The organism is Arthrobacter sp. FW306-1B-G06A (assembly GCF_058781765.1).
On record NZ_JBYSXB010000044.1, the window covers coordinates 26,032 to 44,568 of the forward strand.

Sequence of the window (18,537 nt, forward strand, 5' to 3'; positions counted from 1 at the left end):
CCTACCCGAGGGCAAAACGCTCCGATTAACCAGCCGAGTCCGTAGACGAGTGGGGGAAGAATTCTGCCCCCTGCCTGGCACGTGAGCACGAGACGAGCCATCGCCCTTTGGTGTATCCTCCACCGGGACGGGATGTGGTCGTTTCGGTGACGGCGCCGCGATGCGCCCCACGAAGAGCTGTCCCTCTGCACAAGGCATGGCCGCCGGCCGAAGGATCCTCGCACCAATCCACGGGTCAGGGATGTCCTGACCCGTGGATGACCACATTCACTGGGCCTTCTCCAGGCTGAGCCCACGGGAGGCTCGCAGACTCTTCCATGTGGTCGTTCGCGTCCTGCAGCGACGACCTGAGGCGGTCGCCTTTCCCCTCGATGGCGACAATGAAAGGGATTGCCTGGGTACGCCAGCGATCGGTGACGTTCGGAAGGATTGAAACGAATGAGTCCCCCACATCAGATGGAGTCGCCAGTCCCCGTGCAATCACGAGGTGGCCGTTGGTGTTTCCGAACCATTCAAGATCAGAGATGAGTGAAACTGCTGCGTCAAGTCCGGCTGTCCTGAAGGGGTACATGAACTCCTGAGCGAGGTAGTCCGCAAGAGCTGTCCTATCTGGCAGGCCTGTCAGGTCAAGTCGAAAGATCATCATTCCACGCATGAGGGCGTCATCTTCGAAGCGTTCGAACTGTGGCTCGTCCACGCCGAGGTGAATGGTGAACGGCTGCGAGAGGTCTATCGCGCTCATTGGTCCGATCCGAAAAGGTAGGTTGACGTGGTCCCAGCAGTCTATGGCGTTCTGATTCACCGGATTCCTCCTCGTTAATTGCCCTGGAACAGCCCGTTTGGCGTCCGGCCGGGCGGTCGCGCGCACCAAGCGAAGCAAGCACGTTAAAGGATCCTTTAGCGTGCACATTGCGGAAGCCAAGGGGCGGCCCAATCGCCGTAACAGCACCTTTGTGCCGGGAGTATGATGCGGCCATGGGAGAGAGCGTCCGGTTAGCTGGAGTAGCGGCCTGCCTTCTGGCCGTCTTTGCCCTGGTGCCACTGCCTGCGTCGACCGACACCAGCGGCAGGACAGTGGTCGGCGCCTAGAGCGTGGGATGGGCGGCCAGCGTGGCGGGGTTCAATCAAGATCACTATTTTGCAGGTGGTTTCAATCCGAGGAGCTCAGATGTCAGATGAAGTACTGTTTGGCCTGTTTGCTATCGGTATTAGCATCCTGGGCTTCGTCTTGATTCGACTGGTCCGCGGCGTCGTCATCAGGGGGTACGCCCGAACCTTCCCGGAGAGGGACGTTGGAAGGTTCAGACGTTCTCAGGAAATCGGCGGAGTGGTTTTCCCTGGCCTGATTTTTCTCATTGGACTAGGTTTTTTGATCTTCGGGCTTGCGGGAGCAAAAGTGGCCGGGGGATGAGCGACTCGACCGCAATCTTGGTAGGGGTCGGAGCGGCTGTCTTCGGCATGCTGATGATTCTCGCCCGGAACCTTTACGCCTCCTTCATGCTTATGCTCCTTCGGGGCTTTGGCGACGGGACCCGGGCAACGAAAGGAATGGGCCGCCTCTTTCGTGTCGGTATGGCGGTATTCGGAGGAGTCGTAGTCGTGATCGGAGTTGCGGTGGCCGCTGGAGGCCTCTAGGCCGGTTCTCTGCGGCTGCTTTGGACGGGCGGACCAAAGGTTTCAGTGGCCTAGGCCGGATAGAGAGTCTCCGCCGCGGAAGGCTTGGACGAACACGTCAAAGGCCATAAAGACACCATCACATGCCGCCGCGGAAACGTCCTTCGTCTCAACTCGCTGGTTCGAACTCCCCGCGAATCAGAGTGTCCGGTGAAGGATCGGCTAACGGGCACCTAGCGTGACATCTATCCGACGCATCACACCCCTCGTCGTGGCATTGAGTTGTTCGTTGCCCTGTGCGGCAAAATAGCAGGATGCCTCTTGCCAATCTGCTTGCCAGCCTCAGGACACTTCCTGAATCGGGATTACGGGACGCGTATCTGCAGTTCCTGAACTTGGCGGGGGACGCCGCGTTGCGTCGAAATGGTGGGCCGGAGCATGTCACCGGGTCCTGCTTCGTGTTTTCGCCTGAATTCGATCGTGTTCTGTTGTGTTTCCATCGCAAGGGGCAGTTCTGGGTGCAGTTCGGCGGTCACGTCGAGTCGAACGACGCGTCGGTGGCGGAAGCTGCCCAGAGGGAGGCCCGCGAGGAGTCCGGAATTGATGACCTGGTTCTGCTTTCTCCAGCAATCGTGGATCTTGACCGACACGATCTGCATGGGGGATTCTCATGTACCGCCCATTGGGATGTGGGGTTCGCCGCGACAGCAAACCCGGATGTGGAAATCGCCGTGAGTGAAGAAAGCGATGACGTCCGCTGGTTCCCGATCAATGAATTACCAGTTCAAGTGCCGGCAGACTTCTGCGCGCGCTTGGAACGCGCGCGGCGTACGGCGATGTCACTGAGTGGGACGCGGATCGGTTAACAGTGCACGACAAGCTCGGTGTTGAGGCGGCCATCCGTGATGTTTCGGCTGCGACGGGACTAATGTTGACCGATGATTGAACCGCGCCAACTCAGTGAGAGCGTCAGCATGCGTGTACTACGCGTCAGTGATGCGGCGGCGCTTGCGGCCGCATATGTGCGCAACCGTGCCTACCTTTCACCGTGGGAGCCTCTACGGCCCGAGGAGTACTACACCGAGACCTGGCAGTCCGCCGACATTGCGAACCGCCTCGTCGCGCATGAAGCCGGGGAAGCGCATCCGCTCGGCCTGTTCGACGGCGATCGACTCATCGGTCGATTCAACGTGGCAGGAATCGTCCGCGGGCCCTTCCAGAGCGCGGGGCTCGGTTACTGGGTGGACAGCGAGTACGCAGGCCGCGGGCTGGCGTCCGCTACGGTCCAGGCGATAGTCGAAATGGCGCGCGACGAACTCGGACTGCACCGCATCGAGGCGAGCACTCTTCTCCACAACTCTGCCTCGCAGCGGGTGCTGCTAAAGGCCGGATTCCAGAAGATTGGTATGGCACCGCGATACCTGCAGATCGCCGGAAAATGGCAAGACCACAACCTCTACCAAGTGATCCTTCACGACTGAAGGTCAGCCTGCGACCATGAACACGTCCACCGGATCCTCGGTTTCCAGGACAAAGCCGTGGCGTTCGTAGAGGCGTCGGGCCGGGCTGCCCTGGAGCACGTTGAGACGGAATGGCCGGTGGTCCTTGGACTCGCCCATGACCCGCCGGAGCACGCCGGCACCAAGCCGTTGCCCCTGGAACTCCGGAGCGAGGTAGAAGTGTTCGATCCACAGAGCGTCGGGTTCCGGGCGCACCGCGATGACACCTGCAGCTTGCCCTTCCACGGCAATGACAAAGGTGTGTTCCGGCTGGAACGCCTTCAAGAAACGCTCCCTGACGCGGACCGGATCCCAACGCCCTAGCCGCTCCAAATCGGGTCGCATGACGACGGCGCGCAGTTCCGCGATCCACGCGGCATCGGCGGGCAGGGCGGGACGGAGCGAGAATTCGGCAGGCACCTGACAATCTAAGCCCAACTGATGCACTAACCCGTAAGCACCCGCAACGGATCGCCCCGCAACCACGCCCGGACGTCCTCGAAGGCCTCGCCGTAGAAGCGGGCGTAGCTTTGCGAAGTAACGTAACCCAAGTGCGGCGTCAGCACGGTGCGCGGCGCCATGAGAAGCGGGTGGTCCGCCGGCAGGGGCTCGACGTCGTACACGTCCAGGGCCGCTCCGCCGAGCCACCCCTCGTTCAGTCCGCGGAGGAGCGCGGCCTCGTCTACGATCGGCCCACGGGCTGTATTCACCAGGACACCGTTGGGCCCGAGGAGCCGCAGTTCGTCCTCCCCGACGAGCCCCCGGGACCGCTCCGACAACCGCACGTGGACGCTAACGACGTCGGACTCCCGGAAGAGTGCTTCCTTGCCCACCTTGCGCGCACCCGCCGCAGCCGCGGTTTCCTCCGTGAGATTGGGACTCCAAGCAATGACCTCCATGCCAAACGCCTTGCCGTAGCCGGCGATTTTGCTCCCGATCTTACCGAGTCCAAGTACTCCTAAGGTCTTCCCGGACAGTTCGAAACCCACGGTGCTCTGCCAATTTCCGGCGCGCAGCCGGCGGTCCTCGAACGGCACTCTCCGTGCGAAAGCCAGGAGCAGGGCCCACGTGAGCTCGGGCGCGGCGGCCGGCGAGCCGCCCGTCCCGCAGACCGTGATGCCCTGCTCCGCGGCCGCGAGTAGATCGATGGCCGCGTTGGCCATCCCGGTGGTGACCAGGAGCTTCAGCTTCGGCAGTTGCCGGAAGAGCCCGGCGTCGAAAGTGGTCCGTTCACGCATTGCCATGATGATGTCGAAGTCGCGGAGCGAGTCCGCGACGTCCGCCAGAGGCTCGCCGAAAACGGTGACTTCGACGCCGTCGTCGGTGAGCTCGGCCCACGGCGCGTAGTCGAAGGCCACGGCTTGGTAGTCGTCGAGGATGGCAAGGCGCTGGCCCATGGAACTCCCTTTCGCTTGTCCGGTCCGCAGCGGTTCCGGATACGTGGAAAGTTACACCCCGGAGCCGGCGCTAGCTCTTCGGAAGGCCCGGCGGGTTCAGTTCCGACTTCGCGATACCCTCCGAAGACAACCCCCAGCGGTCCAAGATCTTTCCATACGTGCCGTTTTGGATCAGTTTGTTGAGGGCTGCCTGGGCTGCAACGGCAAGACCGTTGCCCTTCTTGGTGGTGAAGGCAATGTCCGCCTTAAGAGGCCAGCCGCCGTTGACTGTTCCCACCTGCTTGGTCTTGCCGTCCTTTGCGGCCTTGTACGCCGCTCCAGCGTTCGGGCCGAACGTCAGGTCCGCGCGGCCGGATTGCACGGCGAGCGAGGAAGCCGAGTCGTCGTCGTAGTACTGGAATTCAACCGGCTTCAAGCCGTTCTTCTTGTTCTCGGCGTCCCAGCGCAACAGGATTGCTTCCTGGTTGGTGCCCGAACCCACAATGATCCGCTTGCCCGCCACGTCCTTGGCTTCCTTGATCTCACCGATCGGGGAGTCGCTCTTGGCATAAAAGCCCAGGAGGTCCGTGCGATAGGTGGCGAAGTCGAACTTCTCCTTACGCGCCTCCGTGACGGTGACGTTGGAGAGGACGGCCTCGTACTTGCCCGATTCAATACCCAAGGGCCAATCGGCCCAAGCCACGGGAAGGACCTCAACCTTTAGGCCCAAGGTTTCTCCGACTGCGTAGGCGAGGTCGACTTCGTTGCCGATGAGGGTTTTGTTGTCCGTCGCGAAGAGGCTCAACGGAGCGGTGCCGCCTGTGGTCACCACGGTGAGTTTGCCGTCAGCCTTGATGGCCTCCGGGACGAGCGCCGCAGCGGCGTCGTCCTTGGTGACAGGGAAGCGGTTCTGCTCCGGCGACAGGTTGAAAGTCTTGCCCGCGGAAGCGGACGACGACGGCGCTGACGCCGCTGAGGCGCCCGGGTCAGAGCAAGCGGCGAGGCCGAGAGTCGTGGTCACGGCGAGTGCCAGTGCGGCGCCTGTTTTGAGTCGTGAAATAGCCATGGAATCCCCTTCGAGAGTGATGGATGGTGTGCGTTGCTGCAACTATCCGGCAGCGCCAAGAGCCGGTCAAAGCGCTCTGAAACGCGGGGATACAAGGGTTAACTGGGGTTCATTCGAGGTCCCGAAGGGTCACAAAACAACCGCGGTGTAGGCTTCCCAGACACAACCGCCGACACGTGAGGAAATTTTCGTGAGCAACGAGCAAACCCTGGTCAATCAGGCGCTGGAAGCTTACGCAGCCGCTGTCCACGCGAAAGACGTGAATGCTTTCGCGGCGCTCTACAACGACAACGTCCACATCTACGATTCCTGGGGGCAATGGCAATACACGGGAATCGAGTCTTGGCGGTCGATGGCGGCCGAATGGTTCTCTTCGCCCGGCGACGAGCGCGTTCAGGTCGAGTTCAACGATGTGCAGTATCTTCGCGAGCTGAGACGGAACCCACGCGAGCTGGAGAAATAACCCGGGCACCGCCGTCGTTGTCGCAAGAGTGGCCGGGAAACCGGCCCCTCGAACGAAACCACCTTCGAAAGGCCGGCATCACGTGACTGTTCCCCTCTCCATCCTCGACCTGGCAATCATCGGCAAAGGCCAGACGGCGGCGGAGAGTTTCGCCGGGAGCGTCGCCATGGCGCAACTGGCCGAACGGCTCGGCTACCGCCGGATTTGGTACGCGGAGCACCACAACATGGGCTCGATCACTTCCTCGGCTACGAGCGTGCTGATTGCCCATATCGCGGCCAACACCAGCACTATCCGGCTCGGTGCAGGCGGCGTCATGCTGCCCAACCACTCGCCGCTCACCATCGCAGAGCAGTTCGGCACCCTTGAGACGCTGCACCCGGGCCGCATCGACCTCGGCCTCGGACGGGCACCCGGCAGCGACCAGAACACCATGCGTGCACTCCGCCGCGATCCCATGGCCGCGGACACCTTCCCTCAGGATGTGCTGGAGCTGCAGGGCTACCTCACGGGACCCACCCGGATCCAAGGGGTCGAAGCGACACCGGGCAAGGGCACCAACGTGCCGCTCTACATCCTCGGGTCCTCGCTGTTCGGCGCGCATTTGGCGGCGCAGCTCGGCCTGCCCTACGCCTTCGCCTCGCACTTCGCACCCAATGCGCTGCAGGACGCCGTCGTCGTCTACCGCCGCGAGTTCAAGCCGTCCGAGCAGCTGCAGGAGCCATACGTGATCGCGGGCGTCAACGTCGTGGCCGCGGATTCGGCGGCTGAAGCCCAACGGCTCTTCCTTGAGGTCAAGCGGGACCGCGTCTCCCGTTTCCTGGGCGGTGGACGCGAGTTCACCGACGCCGAAGCGGACCTCATCCTCGATTCGCCCCAAGGCCAGCACATCGCGCAAATGGTGAAGTACTCGGCAGTGGGTACGCCGGAAGTCGTGCGGGATTACCTTGACGAGTTTGCCCGCCACGCCGACGCCGACGAACTGATCGTCGCCCACCAAAGCACGGGCACGGAGCAGCGCCTGCGTTCGGTGGAGCTGGTGGCGGAGGCCGTGGGGCTGACGCGGGTGTAGGGCGCCGCCTAAACGTAACTAGGCAAACTCGTTACACCCCGGCAATACGCGGGTCATGGAGGCGAAACCCGCCGGGCGGAAACTGGACGAATCCACCCCGGAAGGATCGTCCCCATGGCTACTCCGCTCAATTTGTCCGTGGCCGATTCGGCACTGCTGACAAAATCGCTTCCGCTGGGTCTCCTGCGGACGGCAGTCCAATCCGAGGCCGCGCACGATGGAATCACTCCGGAGCTGCTCGCGGAACTGAGGATGCTGGCCCGCACTCCGGGACTCCTGGTGGCCTGCAACTACGGTGGAACACTCTGCGCCGCGGAAGGCGTATCCACTGAGACACTCCCGTTGGGGAGTGCCGCCGTCGCTCTCCGGGCACTGGCAGCGCTGCCGAACACGCACACTGCCGTCATCTCCGGCAGGTCGCTGCGGGACCTTGCCGCTGTGTCGCGGCTGCCGGCGGAAGTCCACTTGGTGGGCTCGCACGGCGCCGAGTTCGACATGACCTACGCGTACAGCATCTCGATGGCCACGGAAGCCGTCCTTCAACAGGCAGCCACGGCCCTCAACGAATCCATTGGCTTCGAAAAGGGCATCAGCATCGAGCGCAAGCCCGTGGCGGTAGCCATCCACACCCGGCCGGCCACGCCTGCCGTGGTCGCCAGGGTGACCCGGGAGGCGCACCAGATCGCCCGTGAAGTGGGACTGTTTTTCATTGTGGACGGATCCGTTCTGGACCTGTCCATCGTGGAACCCTCCAAAGACGCCGCGCTGGAGCATCTGCGTACACAGTTGGGGGCCAGCGCGGCCCTGTTTGCCGGCGACGCGGACAGCGATGAGCTCGCGATCGCCACCTTGCGGGGCCCGGATCTTGGCCTGCACGTAGGGGATGGAGAAACCAAGGCGCGCCACCGCTTGCCGGACCCGCAATCCTTCGCCAAAGTGCTCGCCATCCTGTTCGAACTGCGCCGAGCGTGGCTGTTCGGCGAGGACGCAGTGGGGCTGGAGCGGCATTCGATGATCGGCAACGGGACCTCGACGGCGCTGCTCACCCCGGAGGCCAAGATCTGCTGGATGAGCCATCCCCTCCCGGATTCAGGGTCCTTGTTCGCGCACATCCTGGGTGGAGACCCGGCCGGCCACTTCAGTGTGGAACCGGTCAAGGCGTCGAAGGTGCTGGGCCAGCGCTACGTGGACAACACCATGATCGTGGAGACGCGCTGGGCGGACGTCACGGTCACCGACTACCTTGAGCCGGCACCGGACGGCATCACCAGCCTGGTCCGTGTCCTCTCCGGAACCGGCAGCGCGCGGATTGTTTTCGCCCCGCGGCCGGACTACGCCAACGCTCCGTTCAACATGGAGATCCGCGGCGAAGAACTGCACGTCGTGGGCACCTCGGATCCCATCATCCTGTTCGCCCCCGGAGTGTCCTTCACAGTCACGAGCGACGGCAAGCACGGAACCGCCACCGCTGAAGTCAGCCTCGCGTACGGTCCTATCGTCATGAACCTGAGGTGCGGAGACACTGAGCCGACGACGCCGGACCCCGCCGGAGAGCTTGCCCGGCGGGCCGCCGTCGCGCACCAATCCCGGCAGTGGGTCCGTGGGCTGGAACTGCCCGACATGAAACCTTCGTTGGTGCGGCGCTCGGCACTGGTCCTCAAGGCGCTGGTGCACGAGCCGACCGGGGCCGTCCTCGCGGCTCCAACCACGTCGCTGCCGGAAGGGATCGGCGGCACCCGCAACTGGGACTACCGCTACTGCTGGCTCCGCGACGGCTCCATGACGGTCAATGCGCTCGTGGACCTGGGTTCCACCGAGGAGGCAGACGGGTTCCTCCGCTGGCTGGGCCGCATCCTGGAGAACGCGCCCGGGCCGGAATGGCTGCACCCCCTGTACTCCGTGACCGGCTCCCCGTTGTCCACCGAGGCAATTATCGAGAGCCTGCCCGGTTACGCCGGCTCACGGCCCGTGCGGATCGGGAACGCCGCCGACCACCAAGTGCAGCTGGACGTCTTCGGCCCGATCGCCGAACTCATCCAGACCCTCAGCAGGCGCCGCGGCACGCTGCCGGACGAGCACTGGCAGCTCATGGAACAGATGGCGTCCGCCGTGCTGGCCCGCTGGCACGAACCTGACCATGGCATCTGGGAAGCCCGGCGCGCGCCGCGGCACCACATTTACACCAAGGTGATGTGCTGGGTGACGCTGGACCGGGCCATGCACACGGCGGTCCGGTTCCGACGCCCCATCGGGGCCGAGTGGGAGGAAACGGCCAACACCATCCGCTCGGAGGTCCTCCGGGAGGGTTGGGATGATTCCGCGAGCTCCTACACCGTGGCCTACGACAGCCCCGACCTGGACGCGGCTGTCCTGCACATCGGGCTTTCAGGCCTGCTGGACGTCCGCGACCAGCGCTTCCTGGACACCGTCACCGCGGTCGAGCGGGAACTGCGGGTGGGTCCCACCGTGTTCCGGTACAGGTACGACGACGGCCTGCCGGGTTTGGAGGGCGGGTTCCACATCTGCACCACCTGGCTGATTGAGGCGTATCTGGCGGTGGGCCGGCTGGACGATGCGCTGGAGTTGTTCAACCAGCTGGTGGCGCTCTTCGGTCCTACCGGGCTGCTTCCCGAGGAGTTCGATCCCGGCACGGAAACCCACTTGGGAAACCACCCGCAGGCGTATTCGCATTTGGGCTTCATCCGCTGCGCGCAACTCCTGGACAGGTATCTGGATTCGGTGGACGAAGAGTAGGCGCCCGCCCAGCTGACTCGCACTTAATGTCGTTTTGGGGCGTCTAAACGACACCTACTGCGAGCTAGTTGGGTGGGGCGGACTTAGGTGAGCAGGAGGGCCACTGCGATCATTGCCGGGACGGCCACCACCGTGGTGATCAGGACCGTATCCTTGGCCACGGTGATTCCCGTGTTGTAGCGGCTCGCCGCCACGAACACGTTCTGCGCGGTGGGCAGGGCCGCCGTGACCACCACGGCGAACAGCGCATGCGCTTCCAGGCCCAGCGCGAAGCGGGCGAACAGGTACGCCATTGTGGGGTGGACAAACAGCTTGAAGCCGCTGGCCAGCAGGGCATCCGTCCGGCGGCCCGTGTCCTTCTGCAGGGGCCGCGAACCATTCAAGCTCATCCCGAACGCCATCAGCATCGCGGGAATTGCGGCACCGCCGATCAAATGGATCGGCTCCATGATGAGCGAAGGCACCTGCCAGCCCGTCCCGGCGACCACCAAACCGAGGGCGGATCCTACGATCATCGGGTTCCGGACGATCATCAGGACGAAGCGCAGGGGAGTGGTGCGGTGGCTGCTGGTGCTGGCATCGAGCGCCATCAGGTACATGGGCGTGAAGAACGCGAGCTGGAAGATCAGCAGGGGCGCCACATAGCTGGCGTCGCCCAGGACGAACACCGCGATAGGGATGCCGAGGTTCGCCGAGTTGGCTAGCGAAGCGCTCATGGAGGACATAAGCGATTCGGGCAAGGAACGCTTGAGCCAGAACTTCACGACGATGAAGAAAAGGCTGCCTGTGGCGACGGCGCCCACCGCCGTGACCAGGAGCGGAGCGGCGAAGACATCGTGAAGACGGGCCTTGCCCAGGGTTTCAAAGAGAAGCGCAGGGCTCGCGACGAAGAAAGTCAGGCCGCTGAGGACCGAACGCGCATTGTCCCCCAGGATCCCGCGCTTGCCGACGAACATGCCCACCAGGATGATGGCCCACACCACGAAGAACCCGGAAAGGACGCCCAGCACTACGACATCCGGCGGGGGACGGGCGCGGGGCGGCGTGGGTTCACAGTCCCAGCCTAAATCAGCTTTATTCGCCCGTAAGGCACGACGGCGGCATGTTCCGCCATGTGGACCACGTAAGGAGGTGCCCCGCGACTACGGGAAGCCTAGTTCAGCTGGGCGTTGTTGAGGGCGTGCGGCGGGCGCATGATGCCCGGAGTGATGCCTTCGGCGGGATCGCTGCCGAGTTGGACGATCTTGTTGGCCCTGTCCACATGGACAACCTTGGGCTGGTAGGCCTTGGCTTCTTCGGTGGTCATCTCCGCGTAGGTGATGAGGATGACGACGTCGCCCACGTGCACCAAGTGCGCCGCGGCCCCGTTGATGCCGATGACGCCGGAGCCGCGTTCACCGGCAATGGTGTAAGTCTCCAGGCGCGCGCCATTCGTCACGTCAACAATGGAGACGAGCTCGCCGGGGAGAATATCCGCAGCATCCAGCAGATCCAGGTCGACCGTCACTGAACCTACATAGTGCAGATCGGCATGGGTCACCGTGGCACGGTGGATCTTGGACTTAAACATTGTGCGGTTCATAACGTGACAAGTTTAGCGTGTGGCCGCCGGATCGCCGGGTGATGCCTGACACACGCTAGGCCTTGGCGGCGGCCTTCCGTGCCTGCCGCCTCTTCAGCGAGCCGTAGCCAGCGATCAGTTTGGGGACAACGAGGTAGACGGCGGTAGGAACCACAACAAGGGTCAGGACGAGGGCGCGCAGCGCGGGGTGCCATGACTCCGTGAGCGGAGCGAGGATCGTCATGCCGATCGCCACGAGCGGAAAAATGGCGAGCCAGGTGATCACGGCACGCATATGCACCGACGGTGTGTGCATGGAAGGCAGATGCGCAGAGTGCGCGTGTGCGGCCGGCTCGGCAAACGCCGCAACCGCGGCGCTGTCCGCGGATGCGGCAACGGGGATTTGGGTGTCCATGACATTCTCCAACTAATTGGTTGCTTTCGGCGTGAGTTCAGACTAGACCCCACCCTCGAAAACTGCAACTACTTGGTTGGAATCTGTTAAGGTGGACACATGGCATGGGATACCGAGCGGACCAAGCGACTCCTCCTTGAGGCGGCGACTGCCGAGTTTTGCCAATTCGGACTCGCCGGCGCCAGGGTGGACCGCATCGCTGCTGCGGCCGGAGTCAACAAGGAACGCATCTATCAGTACTTCGGTAAGAAAGATCTTCTCTTCGACGCCGTGATCGCGTCCCAGCTCAGCAAAGTGGTGGACGAAGTCCGCATCGAGGGCGCCGGTCCCGAAGCCTTGGCCGATTACGCCGGACGCCTGTTCGACCATCACCACCAGGACGCCACCCTTCCGAGGCTGCTGTTTTGGGAGGGTCTGGAGCGGGGCGAATATGTGGTGAACCGTCCGGACCGGGCCGCGAACTGCAGGAACAAGGTTGACGGTGTCATCCGGGCCATGCCGGGGACGTCCAAGGAAGACGCGGCCGATCTGATGCTCACCATCATTGCGTTGTGTGACGCGTGGCCGGTACTGCCCGAGCTGGATGGCCTCATGGCCGGCAGCAAGGGGCCAATGAGGGCGGAGCGGCGCCGGAAGGCGATCGTCCGGACCGTCCTTCTCGCCGCGCAGGCGCTCGCCCCGGAGCGCAGCGCGGTTTAGCCACGCGCGGTTTGGTGGCCCTTGCTACGCCTGCTTATTGAGTGTTCTGCCGATGATCGCCTGCGTCAGCGCGTCCACCACCTCGGCGTTCGCCAAGGGGTTGCGGATCAAGGTGAAGTCGACGTCGCCCACGGGCGGGAGGTCGAAGCGCTTGGTGATCACCGTGAGGTCCTCGGGAACCAACGACGACGGCATCACGGCGACGCCGATGCCCGCACGCACCGCTGCCAGGACACCGGCGATCTGCTTGGTCGAGCAGGTGACCCGCCACGTCCGGCCCATGGCCTCCAGCGCGTCGATGGCCAGTTTCCGGCTGACGCTCGGAGCCGGATAGCAGATCAGCGGCACGGGGCTGGCCGGGTCCAGCACCGTTTGTTCGACCCCGACCCAGGCAAATTTGTCGTGCCGCACCACCGTGCCGTCCTTCGCCTCGCCCACCCACTTCACGAAGACGAGATCCAACTGGCCCGCATTGACCCGTTTGTAGAGCTGGTCGCTCTGGCTGACCGTGAGTTCAAGGTTGATCTGGGGGTACAGCTGCCGGAACTCGCGCAGGATCCGAGGCAGCCCCGTGATCGCGAGGTCGTCGGCGGTTCCGAACCTCAAACGGCCGCGCATGGCTGAACCGGAAAAGTACCTCGCCGCGGAATCGTGCGCTGAGAGGATATTGCGGGCAAAGCCTGCCATGGCGTCGCCATTGTCGGTGAGCCGGACATCCCGGGTGTCGCGGGCTACGAGCGCCCGTTTGGCCGCCATCTCCAGCTTTCGCACATGCTGGCTGACCGTGGGTTGGGCCAGGCCGAGGCGCTCGGCTGCCTTCGTGAAACTCAAAGTCTCGGCCACGGCCAGGAAGGACCGCAGCTGCACGGGTTCGAACACGGGACTCCTTGGATAGCTACCTTCACCGCCGCTCACGCCGGTGTATTGCACTTCGCAATGCTAGTTATACGGCCAATTCACTTCCATAATCACCGCGGCCAACCCTAGCGTTAAAGGCATCCCAGCGAAACGCCTATCCAAGGACTACTTTTGGCACCCCCACCGCCCTCAGCGGCAAACGTCAGCCAACCCGCCATCGATTCACTCGCCGCAAGCAGCCGAATTCCGCACGCTGCCGACCCTGACACGGTCACCCAGCCGATCGCCGTCATCAACGAACGGCTGCCTTGGCGGCACACCTTCATTTCCCTCAAAGTACCCAACTTCCGGATCTTCGCCGTCGGCCACTTCGTGGCCGTCATCGCACTCTGGATGCAGAGAATCGCCCAGGACTGGTTGGTACTACAGCTCTCCGGATCCGTCACCGCCGTCGGAATAACGGTGGCATTGCAGTTCACGCCGTCGCTTTTCCTGGGCCCCTGGGGCGGCATGATGGCGGACCGCTTCGCCAAGCGACGCATCCTCATCCTGTGCCAAAGCGTCGCGGCCTCCCTGGCTGCCATCCTTGCCGTGTTGGCGTTGAGCCACCACATCGAGGTGTGGCACGTTTACGTGATCGCTTTTGTCCTGGGCCTCGTGACGGTCCTCGACCAGCCCGCACGGCAGGTCTTCGTCAACGAACTCGTGGGGCCGAAATACCTGCGCAACGCGATTAGCGTCAACTCCACCACATTCCAGTTGGGCGGCCTCATTGGTCCCGCCCTGGCCGGCGTGCTGCTGACCGCGGTCGGAGCGGGCTGGGCCTTCGCGGCGAACGCGGTTGCTTGCTGCTCCACGGTCACCATGCTCTTGATGCTGCGCAAGAATGAACTTTATGTCAGCACGCCCGTGCCAAAACGCAAGGGGATGCTGCAGGAGGGACTGCGATATGCACTCAGCAAGCCCACGATCTACTGGCCGTGGCTCATGGCCGGCTTTGTAGCGGTCTTCGCGATGAGCCTGCCCGTGCTCCTCGCTGCCTTCGCGGACCACATCTACCATGCCGGTGCCGGCGGCTACGGTTTGCTCAACGCCATGGTGGCCCTTGGCGCGCTCGCCGGAGCAATCACGTCGGCCCGCCGCCGCCAGTTGCGCCTGCGCTCGGTGGTGCTGTGCGCCGGGACGTATGGCTTGATGCTGTGCCTGGCCGCGTTGGCGCCATCGATGGTGTGGCTCTCCGCTGCCATGGTCCTCTCCGGATTCTGGTGCCTCATGTTCCTGACCGCCGCCAACCAGTTGGTCCAGGTCAGCGCCAACATGAGCATCCGCGGCCGCGTCATGAGCCTTTACATCATGGTGCTCATTGGTGGCCAAGCCATCGGTGGACCCATGATGGGCTGGCTTGCCGAGCACCTGAACCCGCACGCTGCACTCTTGGTGTCAGGCGGGGTGCCGGCGCTCGCAGCGGCGACGGTCGCCGTCGTGCTGGCCCGGAAGTCTGAGTTGCGGCTCAAAGTGAATGTCCGGGACCGACGCCGGATGGTGCGGATCGTCCCGCAGTCGGCGTAGCGGAGTGTCGCCAAAACGCGGCTGAGCCGGGCACCCACAAGGCGCCCGGCTCAGCCGCATTATGAGGTTACGAGGCGACTACGCCGCGAGGTGCGGGTAGTCGGCTGAGCGCTCTTGGAACTGGAGCACGTCCGGGTTCCGGATGATGCCGTCGCGGATCTCGATGGCACGCGAGATTGTTTCGCTGGCGTCCCAGGCCTCGGGGCCCGAAATGACAGTCTCGAGGAACGGCAGGAGCGCCTCGCTGATTTCCCAGCTGGACGAGTTCCACAGGTAGGACGGGCTGTGGTCCACGGCGTAGTAGTTGATGTGGTCGCCCACCGTGAACATGGGCTCGGCGAACGTCGTGGTCCGCGCCCAACTGAAGCCCATGCCTTCGTCGCAGGAGACGTCAACAATCAAGCTGCCCGGCTGGAACGCATCCAGGTCCTCGGTCCGCAGGTACGTCAGCGGCGAGTTCGGATCCTGCAGCGTGCAGTTGACCACTATGTCGGCGGCGGCAAGGAACGGAGCCAGCGGCTTGCGTCCGCGATCGGTAATGACCTCGCTCAGGAAAGGGGCGTTCTGGTCGTGGTCGAACTGCACTATGCGCACCGAGTGGATGGGCGAACCGACCGCCGCAACTCCGCGGTTGGTCAGCACCTGGACATCGTGGATGCCGTGCGCGTTCAGGGCTGTGACCGCGCCACGCGCCGTGGCCCCGAAACCAATCACGACGGCGCTCAGCCGCCTCCCGTAGTCACCCGTCGAGCCCGTTAGGGCAAGGGCGTGGATGACGGAGCAGTAGCCTGCAAGTTCGTTGTTCTTATGGAACACGTGAAGCCCGAAGCCGCCGTCGCTGGCCCAATGGTTCATCGCCTCGAAGGCGATCAAGGTCAGCTTCTTGTCGATGGCGAGTTGGGTGATGGCCCTGTCCTGGACGCAGTGCGGCCAACCCCAGAGGACTTGCCCGTCGCGGAGGTCGGCCAGGTCTTCCGGCTGCGGTTTGGGCAGGAGGATGACATCCGAATTCGAGATCAGTTCTTCACGGCTTGCCATGCCACCGACCAGCGGCTCAAGTTGGCTGTCCGAAAAGCCGAAGCGCTCGCCGTAGCCGCGCTCCAGCCGGATGTGTTGCCGGAGTTCCGGAGCAATGCGCTCCAGATGCAGGGGATGGACGGGCAGCCGGCGCTCGTCCGGCTTCCGCGATGTCGACAGGATGCCGAGGGTCATGGCACCTATATGGCCGCTCACTTTTTGTTGCCGGTTGCCGGCTTGGCCACCGTGGTCGCGGAGGACTCTGAAGCCCTCTTATCCGCGCGCTTTTCTTTGATGGATTTGCCGGATTTTTTCGATGCAGCTTGGCGAGGTGATTTGTCAGCCATGATCGCTCCCTAGAGCAGAGCCGAAATGGCTCCTAGCTCCTGACGATACACCCAAGGGCTTGGGCACCTTGTATCAGGGCAGAAATGGAGCGGGCGACGGGAATCGAACCCGCGTATCGAGCTTGGGAAGCTAGCGCTCTACCATTGAGCTACGCCCGCATTGCTCCGCAAACCAGCCGGAGCAGATCCCAGCTTAGCGCAGATGGCGCGCTGATCCGGACACAGACTCACCGGTATCACGGTCTCATCAAATTCCCTGCCGGGCTCGTAAAGATTCGGTTAAGGCTCGACGTGGGTGTGTTGCGCTGCGCCACGCCTGACTATTCTGTAGCAGTTAGCTGCTGTGTCATGGGGAACCCGGCTATGTCCAAGAGCCGTACGCCGAAAGAGGATTCCGTGGCATTTGCAGAGCATGAAGTACTCATTGGTCGCGACGCCATGACCGTCTACCAGTTCCTGGTGGACGGGCTCAACAATCCCCTGTGGCGCAGTGGAATCCGCAGCATTTCCCTCCGTTCCGGACATGCCGGCGAAAAAGGCGCCGTTTACCAGCAGACTTTGGCGGGGCCGGGCGGGCGGCCGATCGCGGCTGACTTCCAAATCACTGAAGCCAGGCCGGGCGCCGAAGTGCGCTTCGCCGTCGTTGCCGGTCCTGCGCGGCCCACCGGCGGCTACTACCTCAGCACCGAGGGGCCCAATACCCGCCTGCGGTTCGCGCTGGAGTACCACCCCAAAGGCTTGCAGAAACTCATGAATAGCATGATCCAGAAGACCATGGAAGAGGAAGTAGTCCAGCTGGAGCAGCTCAAGTCGGTCATCGAGGAGCAAACCTCCGAGGCTTAGGGCCCAGTTACTGCGCCAGCTTGAGTCCGCCCAAGCCGGTGACCGGAGTGCTCGGCGTCGTGAGGCGTCCGCCGGTCAGGTCCCAGTATTCGATCGTTCCGTTGCTCAGGAGGCCCGCGATTCCAGTCGTGTTGAGGCCCGTGACTCCGTTGAGCGAGCGCAATCCGGAGTAGTCCGTCCATCCGGTTCCCACTACCAGCCTTGCCTCCGACTTCGGCGTGGTGAGCCCGGAGCCGCGGTAGAGGCGCAGGTTCCCGTTTGCTTCCACGGCCAGCAGGTCCTGGAAGCCGTCGGCGTCGTAGTCCACCATGCTGAGCCGGATGGCACTGACGCCCGTGCCCACTTGAGTCCGCCCCACCATGGCGGTTAGCCCCACGTTCCGGTACAGGTAAAGCGCGCCGCTGGAATCAATGGCGAGGATCTGCGGGAGCCGGTTGTTGCCGCACCAGATGCCCACGGCCATGGTCATCGACTGCCACCCCGATAGGCCCAACACCACTGGGGCCTTGAACCCTCCGCTCACCACTCCGGGGTAGAGGAGGAGCCTGCCGTCCTGCATCTGGACGAGGACATCGATCACGCCGTCGCGGTCCCAATCAGTGGTCATCACTTCTTTCGCCCCGGCGAAACCGGTCCCGACTGTCCGGGCGGGACCGAACGTGCCGTTGCCAAGTGCAGGGTAGTCCCTCAGGTTTCCCGAAGGGTCGACGGCGACGAGGTCACCTGCGCTGCGGATGGCTGCCGCACTGAGGTCCAGCGTGGGTGGTTGGTGCTTCACGATGGGGTCGCAGACCGTCGGTGGCGGAAGTTGGGGCGGGGCTGTGCCCGCGCCCGGGCTGTTGACTGTGCCGGCGGGCAGCGTCGTGTAGCCGAAGAGATTGACCACGCCCCACATCGTGTAGCTATTGGGGGTGGTTTGGTAGTTGCCGTCCGTGAAAGTGATGCCGACGCCAATCACGTTGAAACGTGGATCACGCAGCAGTGCGTCGTGGGCGGGCGAGCTTTTCCACCATTCGACAAGCTGGGCGGCATCCCGATCCCAGCGGACAGCGATGACTTCACCTGCGCCGTTGTTGGGGTTCAAGGCCCTGGGATCGGTCCAGAAGTTGGGGCGGTGTTCAATCACTTGGCGGCTGGCGATGTTGTTGGACCAGTCCTGCGAAAGAGTGGACACCGTGGGGTTGTACTTCACCGGGTTCAAGCCAAGCGACGTCCTGTAGGCATTGATGGCGTTGAACACGGCCAGAACCTGGGCGGAATTGTCGTCATTGACCAATGCTTGCGCCGAGACGAGCGGGACGGCCGCGGGGGAGGATTTGGTCGGGGCTGGAGCCGGATCCGGCGGCGGGACGTCCCCTGCGGCGCCGGGGAGCGGGTCCGGGCC

At 63.6% G+C, this 18,537-nt stretch carries 21 protein-coding genes and 1 tRNA gene; 10 read left to right on the forward strand and 12 right to left on the reverse strand.

Annotated elements, in window-relative coordinates:
• Positions 1-235: 235 nt before the first annotated feature.
• Positions 236-802, reverse strand: a complete 567-nt coding sequence (locus AC3WJM_RS19265; RefSeq protein WP_492272699.1) for a hypothetical protein — start codon at positions 800-802, stop codon at positions 236-238.
• A gap of 366 nt (positions 803-1,168) precedes the next feature.
• Here AC3WJM_RS19265 and AC3WJM_RS19270 point away from each other — a divergent pair, with 366 nt between their 5' ends.
• The 4 genes from AC3WJM_RS19270 to AC3WJM_RS19285 all read left to right on the forward strand — a co-directional run bounded on the left by AC3WJM_RS19270 (position 1,169) and on the right by AC3WJM_RS19285 (position 3,095).
• Positions 1,169-1,411 carry a hypothetical protein gene (locus AC3WJM_RS19270; protein ID WP_307054848.1) on the forward strand — a complete coding sequence of 81 codons (243 nt, stop codon included), beginning with the start codon at positions 1,169-1,171 and terminating at the stop codon, positions 1,409-1,411.
• Positions 1,408-1,635 (forward strand): hypothetical protein, encoded by a 228-nt coding sequence (locus tag AC3WJM_RS19275; protein WP_307054851.1) that lies wholly within the window; start codon positions 1,408-1,410, stop codon positions 1,633-1,635. The genes AC3WJM_RS19270 and AC3WJM_RS19275 overlap by 4 nt, the downstream gene beginning before the upstream one ends.
• A gap of 293 nt (positions 1,636-1,928) precedes the next feature.
• Entirely contained in the window at positions 1,929-2,480 is a 552-nt protein-coding gene (locus AC3WJM_RS19280) for an NUDIX hydrolase (protein ID WP_307054853.1), read from the forward strand.
• 72 nt (positions 2,481-2,552) lie between these two features.
• Positions 2,553-3,095 (forward strand): GNAT family N-acetyltransferase, encoded by a 543-nt coding sequence (locus tag AC3WJM_RS19285; RefSeq protein ID WP_492272700.1) that lies wholly within the window; start codon positions 2,553-2,555, stop codon positions 3,093-3,095.
• A gap of 3 nt (positions 3,096-3,098) precedes the next feature.
• Here AC3WJM_RS19285 and AC3WJM_RS19290 read toward each other — a convergent pair whose 3' ends face one another.
• From AC3WJM_RS19290 to AC3WJM_RS19300, 3 genes are all read right to left on the reverse strand, one after another.
• Positions 3,099-3,533, reverse strand: coding sequence for a GNAT family N-acetyltransferase (locus AC3WJM_RS19290; protein WP_492272701.1), 435 nt, complete (start codon positions 3,531-3,533; stop codon positions 3,099-3,101).
• A 26-nt stretch (positions 3,534-3,559) separates the two neighbouring features.
• Entirely contained in the window at positions 3,560-4,510 is a 951-nt protein-coding gene (locus tag AC3WJM_RS19295) for a D-2-hydroxyacid dehydrogenase family protein (protein WP_492272702.1), read from the reverse strand.
• 70 nt (positions 4,511-4,580) lie between these two features.
• On the reverse strand, positions 4,581-5,555 hold the full coding sequence (locus AC3WJM_RS19300) for an ABC transporter substrate-binding protein (RefSeq protein WP_492260440.1): 975 nt from the start codon (positions 5,553-5,555) through the stop codon (positions 4,581-4,583).
• Between the two features lie 190 nt (positions 5,556-5,745).
• Here AC3WJM_RS19300 and AC3WJM_RS19305 point away from each other — a divergent pair, with 190 nt between their 5' ends.
• The 3 genes from AC3WJM_RS19305 (at position 5,746) to AC3WJM_RS19315 (ending at position 9,844) form a co-directional block, all read left to right on the forward strand.
• Positions 5,746-6,018 carry a YybH family protein gene (locus AC3WJM_RS19305; protein WP_307054862.1) on the forward strand — a complete coding sequence of 91 codons (273 nt, stop codon included), beginning with the start codon at positions 5,746-5,748 and terminating at the stop codon, positions 6,016-6,018.
• 82 nt (positions 6,019-6,100) lie between these two features.
• A complete protein-coding gene (locus tag AC3WJM_RS19310) occupies positions 6,101-7,090 on the forward strand; it encodes an LLM class flavin-dependent oxidoreductase (RefSeq protein ID WP_492272703.1) in 990 nt (329 codons plus the stop codon).
• 114 nt (positions 7,091-7,204) lie between these two features.
• Complete coding sequence (locus AC3WJM_RS19315; RefSeq protein ID WP_306963179.1) at positions 7,205-9,844, forward strand: trehalase-like domain-containing protein; 2,640 nt, start codon at positions 7,205-7,207, stop codon at positions 9,842-9,844.
• A gap of 83 nt (positions 9,845-9,927) precedes the next feature.
• Here AC3WJM_RS19315 and AC3WJM_RS19320 read toward each other — a convergent pair whose 3' ends face one another.
• From AC3WJM_RS19320 to AC3WJM_RS19330, 3 genes are all read right to left on the reverse strand, one after another.
• Positions 9,928-10,854, reverse strand: coding sequence for an AEC family transporter (locus tag AC3WJM_RS19320; RefSeq protein ID WP_059389827.1), 927 nt, complete (start codon positions 10,852-10,854; stop codon positions 9,928-9,930).
• Positions 10,855-10,997: 143 nt separating this feature from the next.
• A complete protein-coding gene (gene panD, locus AC3WJM_RS19325; protein WP_172465683.1) occupies positions 10,998-11,426 on the reverse strand; it encodes an aspartate 1-decarboxylase in 429 nt (142 codons plus the stop codon).
• A gap of 55 nt (positions 11,427-11,481) precedes the next feature.
• A complete protein-coding gene (locus tag AC3WJM_RS19330) occupies positions 11,482-11,820 on the reverse strand; it encodes a hypothetical protein (RefSeq protein WP_492272704.1) in 339 nt (112 codons plus the stop codon).
• 99 nt (positions 11,821-11,919) lie between these two features.
• Here AC3WJM_RS19330 and AC3WJM_RS19335 point away from each other — a divergent pair, with 99 nt between their 5' ends.
• Positions 11,920-12,519 carry a TetR/AcrR family transcriptional regulator gene (locus AC3WJM_RS19335; RefSeq protein ID WP_441432975.1) on the forward strand — a complete coding sequence of 200 codons (600 nt, stop codon included), beginning with the start codon at positions 11,920-11,922 and terminating at the stop codon, positions 12,517-12,519.
• Between the two features lie 24 nt (positions 12,520-12,543).
• On the opposite strand, the gene AC3WJM_RS19340 is transcribed toward AC3WJM_RS19335, so the two are convergent.
• The gene (locus AC3WJM_RS19340) at positions 12,544-13,398 is read right to left on the reverse strand and encodes a LysR substrate-binding domain-containing protein (protein ID WP_059389831.1); all 855 of its coding nucleotides are present in this window, start codon (positions 13,396-13,398) and stop codon (positions 12,544-12,546) included.
• 150 nt (positions 13,399-13,548) lie between these two features.
• On the opposite strand from AC3WJM_RS19340, the gene AC3WJM_RS19345 reads away from it, so the two are divergent.
• Complete coding sequence (locus AC3WJM_RS19345; protein ID WP_492272705.1) at positions 13,549-14,946, forward strand: MFS transporter; 1,398 nt, start codon at positions 13,549-13,551, stop codon at positions 14,944-14,946.
• Between the two features lie 78 nt (positions 14,947-15,024).
• Here AC3WJM_RS19345 and AC3WJM_RS19350 read toward each other — a convergent pair whose 3' ends face one another.
• The 3 genes from AC3WJM_RS19350 to AC3WJM_RS19360 all read right to left on the reverse strand — a co-directional run bounded on the left by AC3WJM_RS19350 (position 15,025) and on the right by AC3WJM_RS19360 (position 16,469).
• Complete coding sequence (locus AC3WJM_RS19350) at positions 15,025-16,158, reverse strand: N(5)-(carboxyethyl)ornithine synthase (RefSeq protein ID WP_370872243.1); 1,134 nt, start codon at positions 16,156-16,158, stop codon at positions 15,025-15,027.
• A 17-nt stretch (positions 16,159-16,175) separates the two neighbouring features.
• Positions 16,176-16,310 carry a hypothetical protein gene (locus tag AC3WJM_RS19355; RefSeq protein WP_264637052.1) on the reverse strand — a complete coding sequence of 45 codons (135 nt, stop codon included), beginning with the start codon at positions 16,308-16,310 and terminating at the stop codon, positions 16,176-16,178.
• An 85-nt stretch (positions 16,311-16,395) separates the two neighbouring features.
• Positions 16,396-16,469: transfer RNA gene (locus AC3WJM_RS19360), tRNA-Gly, on the reverse strand.
• Positions 16,470-16,706: 237 nt separating this feature from the next.
• Between AC3WJM_RS19360 and AC3WJM_RS19365 the strand changes: the two genes are divergently transcribed.
• Positions 16,707-17,153 (forward strand): SRPBCC family protein, encoded by a 447-nt coding sequence (locus AC3WJM_RS19365; protein ID WP_284991138.1) that lies wholly within the window; start codon positions 16,707-16,709, stop codon positions 17,151-17,153.
• A 7-nt stretch (positions 17,154-17,160) separates the two neighbouring features.
• On the opposite strand, the gene AC3WJM_RS19370 is transcribed toward AC3WJM_RS19365, so the two are convergent.
• Positions 17,161-18,537, reverse strand: a 1,377-nt coding sequence (locus AC3WJM_RS19370) for a CAP domain-containing protein (protein ID WP_492272706.1), incomplete at its 5' end; no start/stop codon positions are given.

Bases quoted from the DNA above. Each gene is read 5' to 3' on its own strand.
- AC3WJM_RS19270 (WP_307054848.1), top strand. From the start codon at position 1,169: ATGTCAGATGAAGTACTGTTTGGCCTGTTTGCTATCGGTATTAGCATC.
- AC3WJM_RS19275 (WP_307054851.1), top strand. From the start codon at position 1,408: ATGAGCGACTCGACCGCAATCTTGGTAGGGGTCGGAGCGGCTGTCTTC.
- AC3WJM_RS19280 (WP_307054853.1), top strand. From the start codon at position 1,929: ATGCCTCTTGCCAATCTGCTTGCCAGCCTCAGGACACTTCCTGAATCG.
- AC3WJM_RS19285 (WP_492272700.1), top strand. From the start codon at position 2,553: ATGATTGAACCGCGCCAACTCAGTGAGAGCGTCAGCATGCGTGTACTA.
- AC3WJM_RS19295 (WP_492272702.1), bottom strand. From the start codon at position 4,510: ATGGGCCAGCGCCTTGCCATCCTCGACGACTACCAAGCCGTGGCCTTC.
- AC3WJM_RS19300 (WP_492260440.1), bottom strand. From the start codon at position 5,555: ATGGCTATTTCACGACTCAAAACAGGCGCCGCACTGGCACTCGCCGTG.
- AC3WJM_RS19315 (WP_306963179.1), top strand. From the start codon at position 7,205: ATGGCTACTCCGCTCAATTTGTCCGTGGCCGATTCGGCACTGCTGACA.
- panD (WP_172465683.1), bottom strand. From the start codon at position 11,426: ATGAACCGCACAATGTTTAAGTCCAAGATCCACCGTGCCACGGTGACC.
- AC3WJM_RS19330 (WP_492272704.1), bottom strand. From the start codon at position 11,820: ATGGACACCCAAATCCCCGTTGCCGCATCCGCGGACAGCGCCGCGGTT.
- AC3WJM_RS19335 (WP_441432975.1), top strand. From the start codon at position 11,920: ATGGCATGGGATACCGAGCGGACCAAGCGACTCCTCCTTGAGGCGGCG.
- AC3WJM_RS19350 (WP_370872243.1), bottom strand. From the start codon at position 16,158: ATGACCCTCGGCATCCTGTCGACATCGCGGAAGCCGGACGAGCGCCGG.
- AC3WJM_RS19355 (WP_264637052.1), bottom strand. From the start codon at position 16,310: ATGGCTGACAAATCACCTCGCCAAGCTGCATCGAAAAAATCCGGCAAA.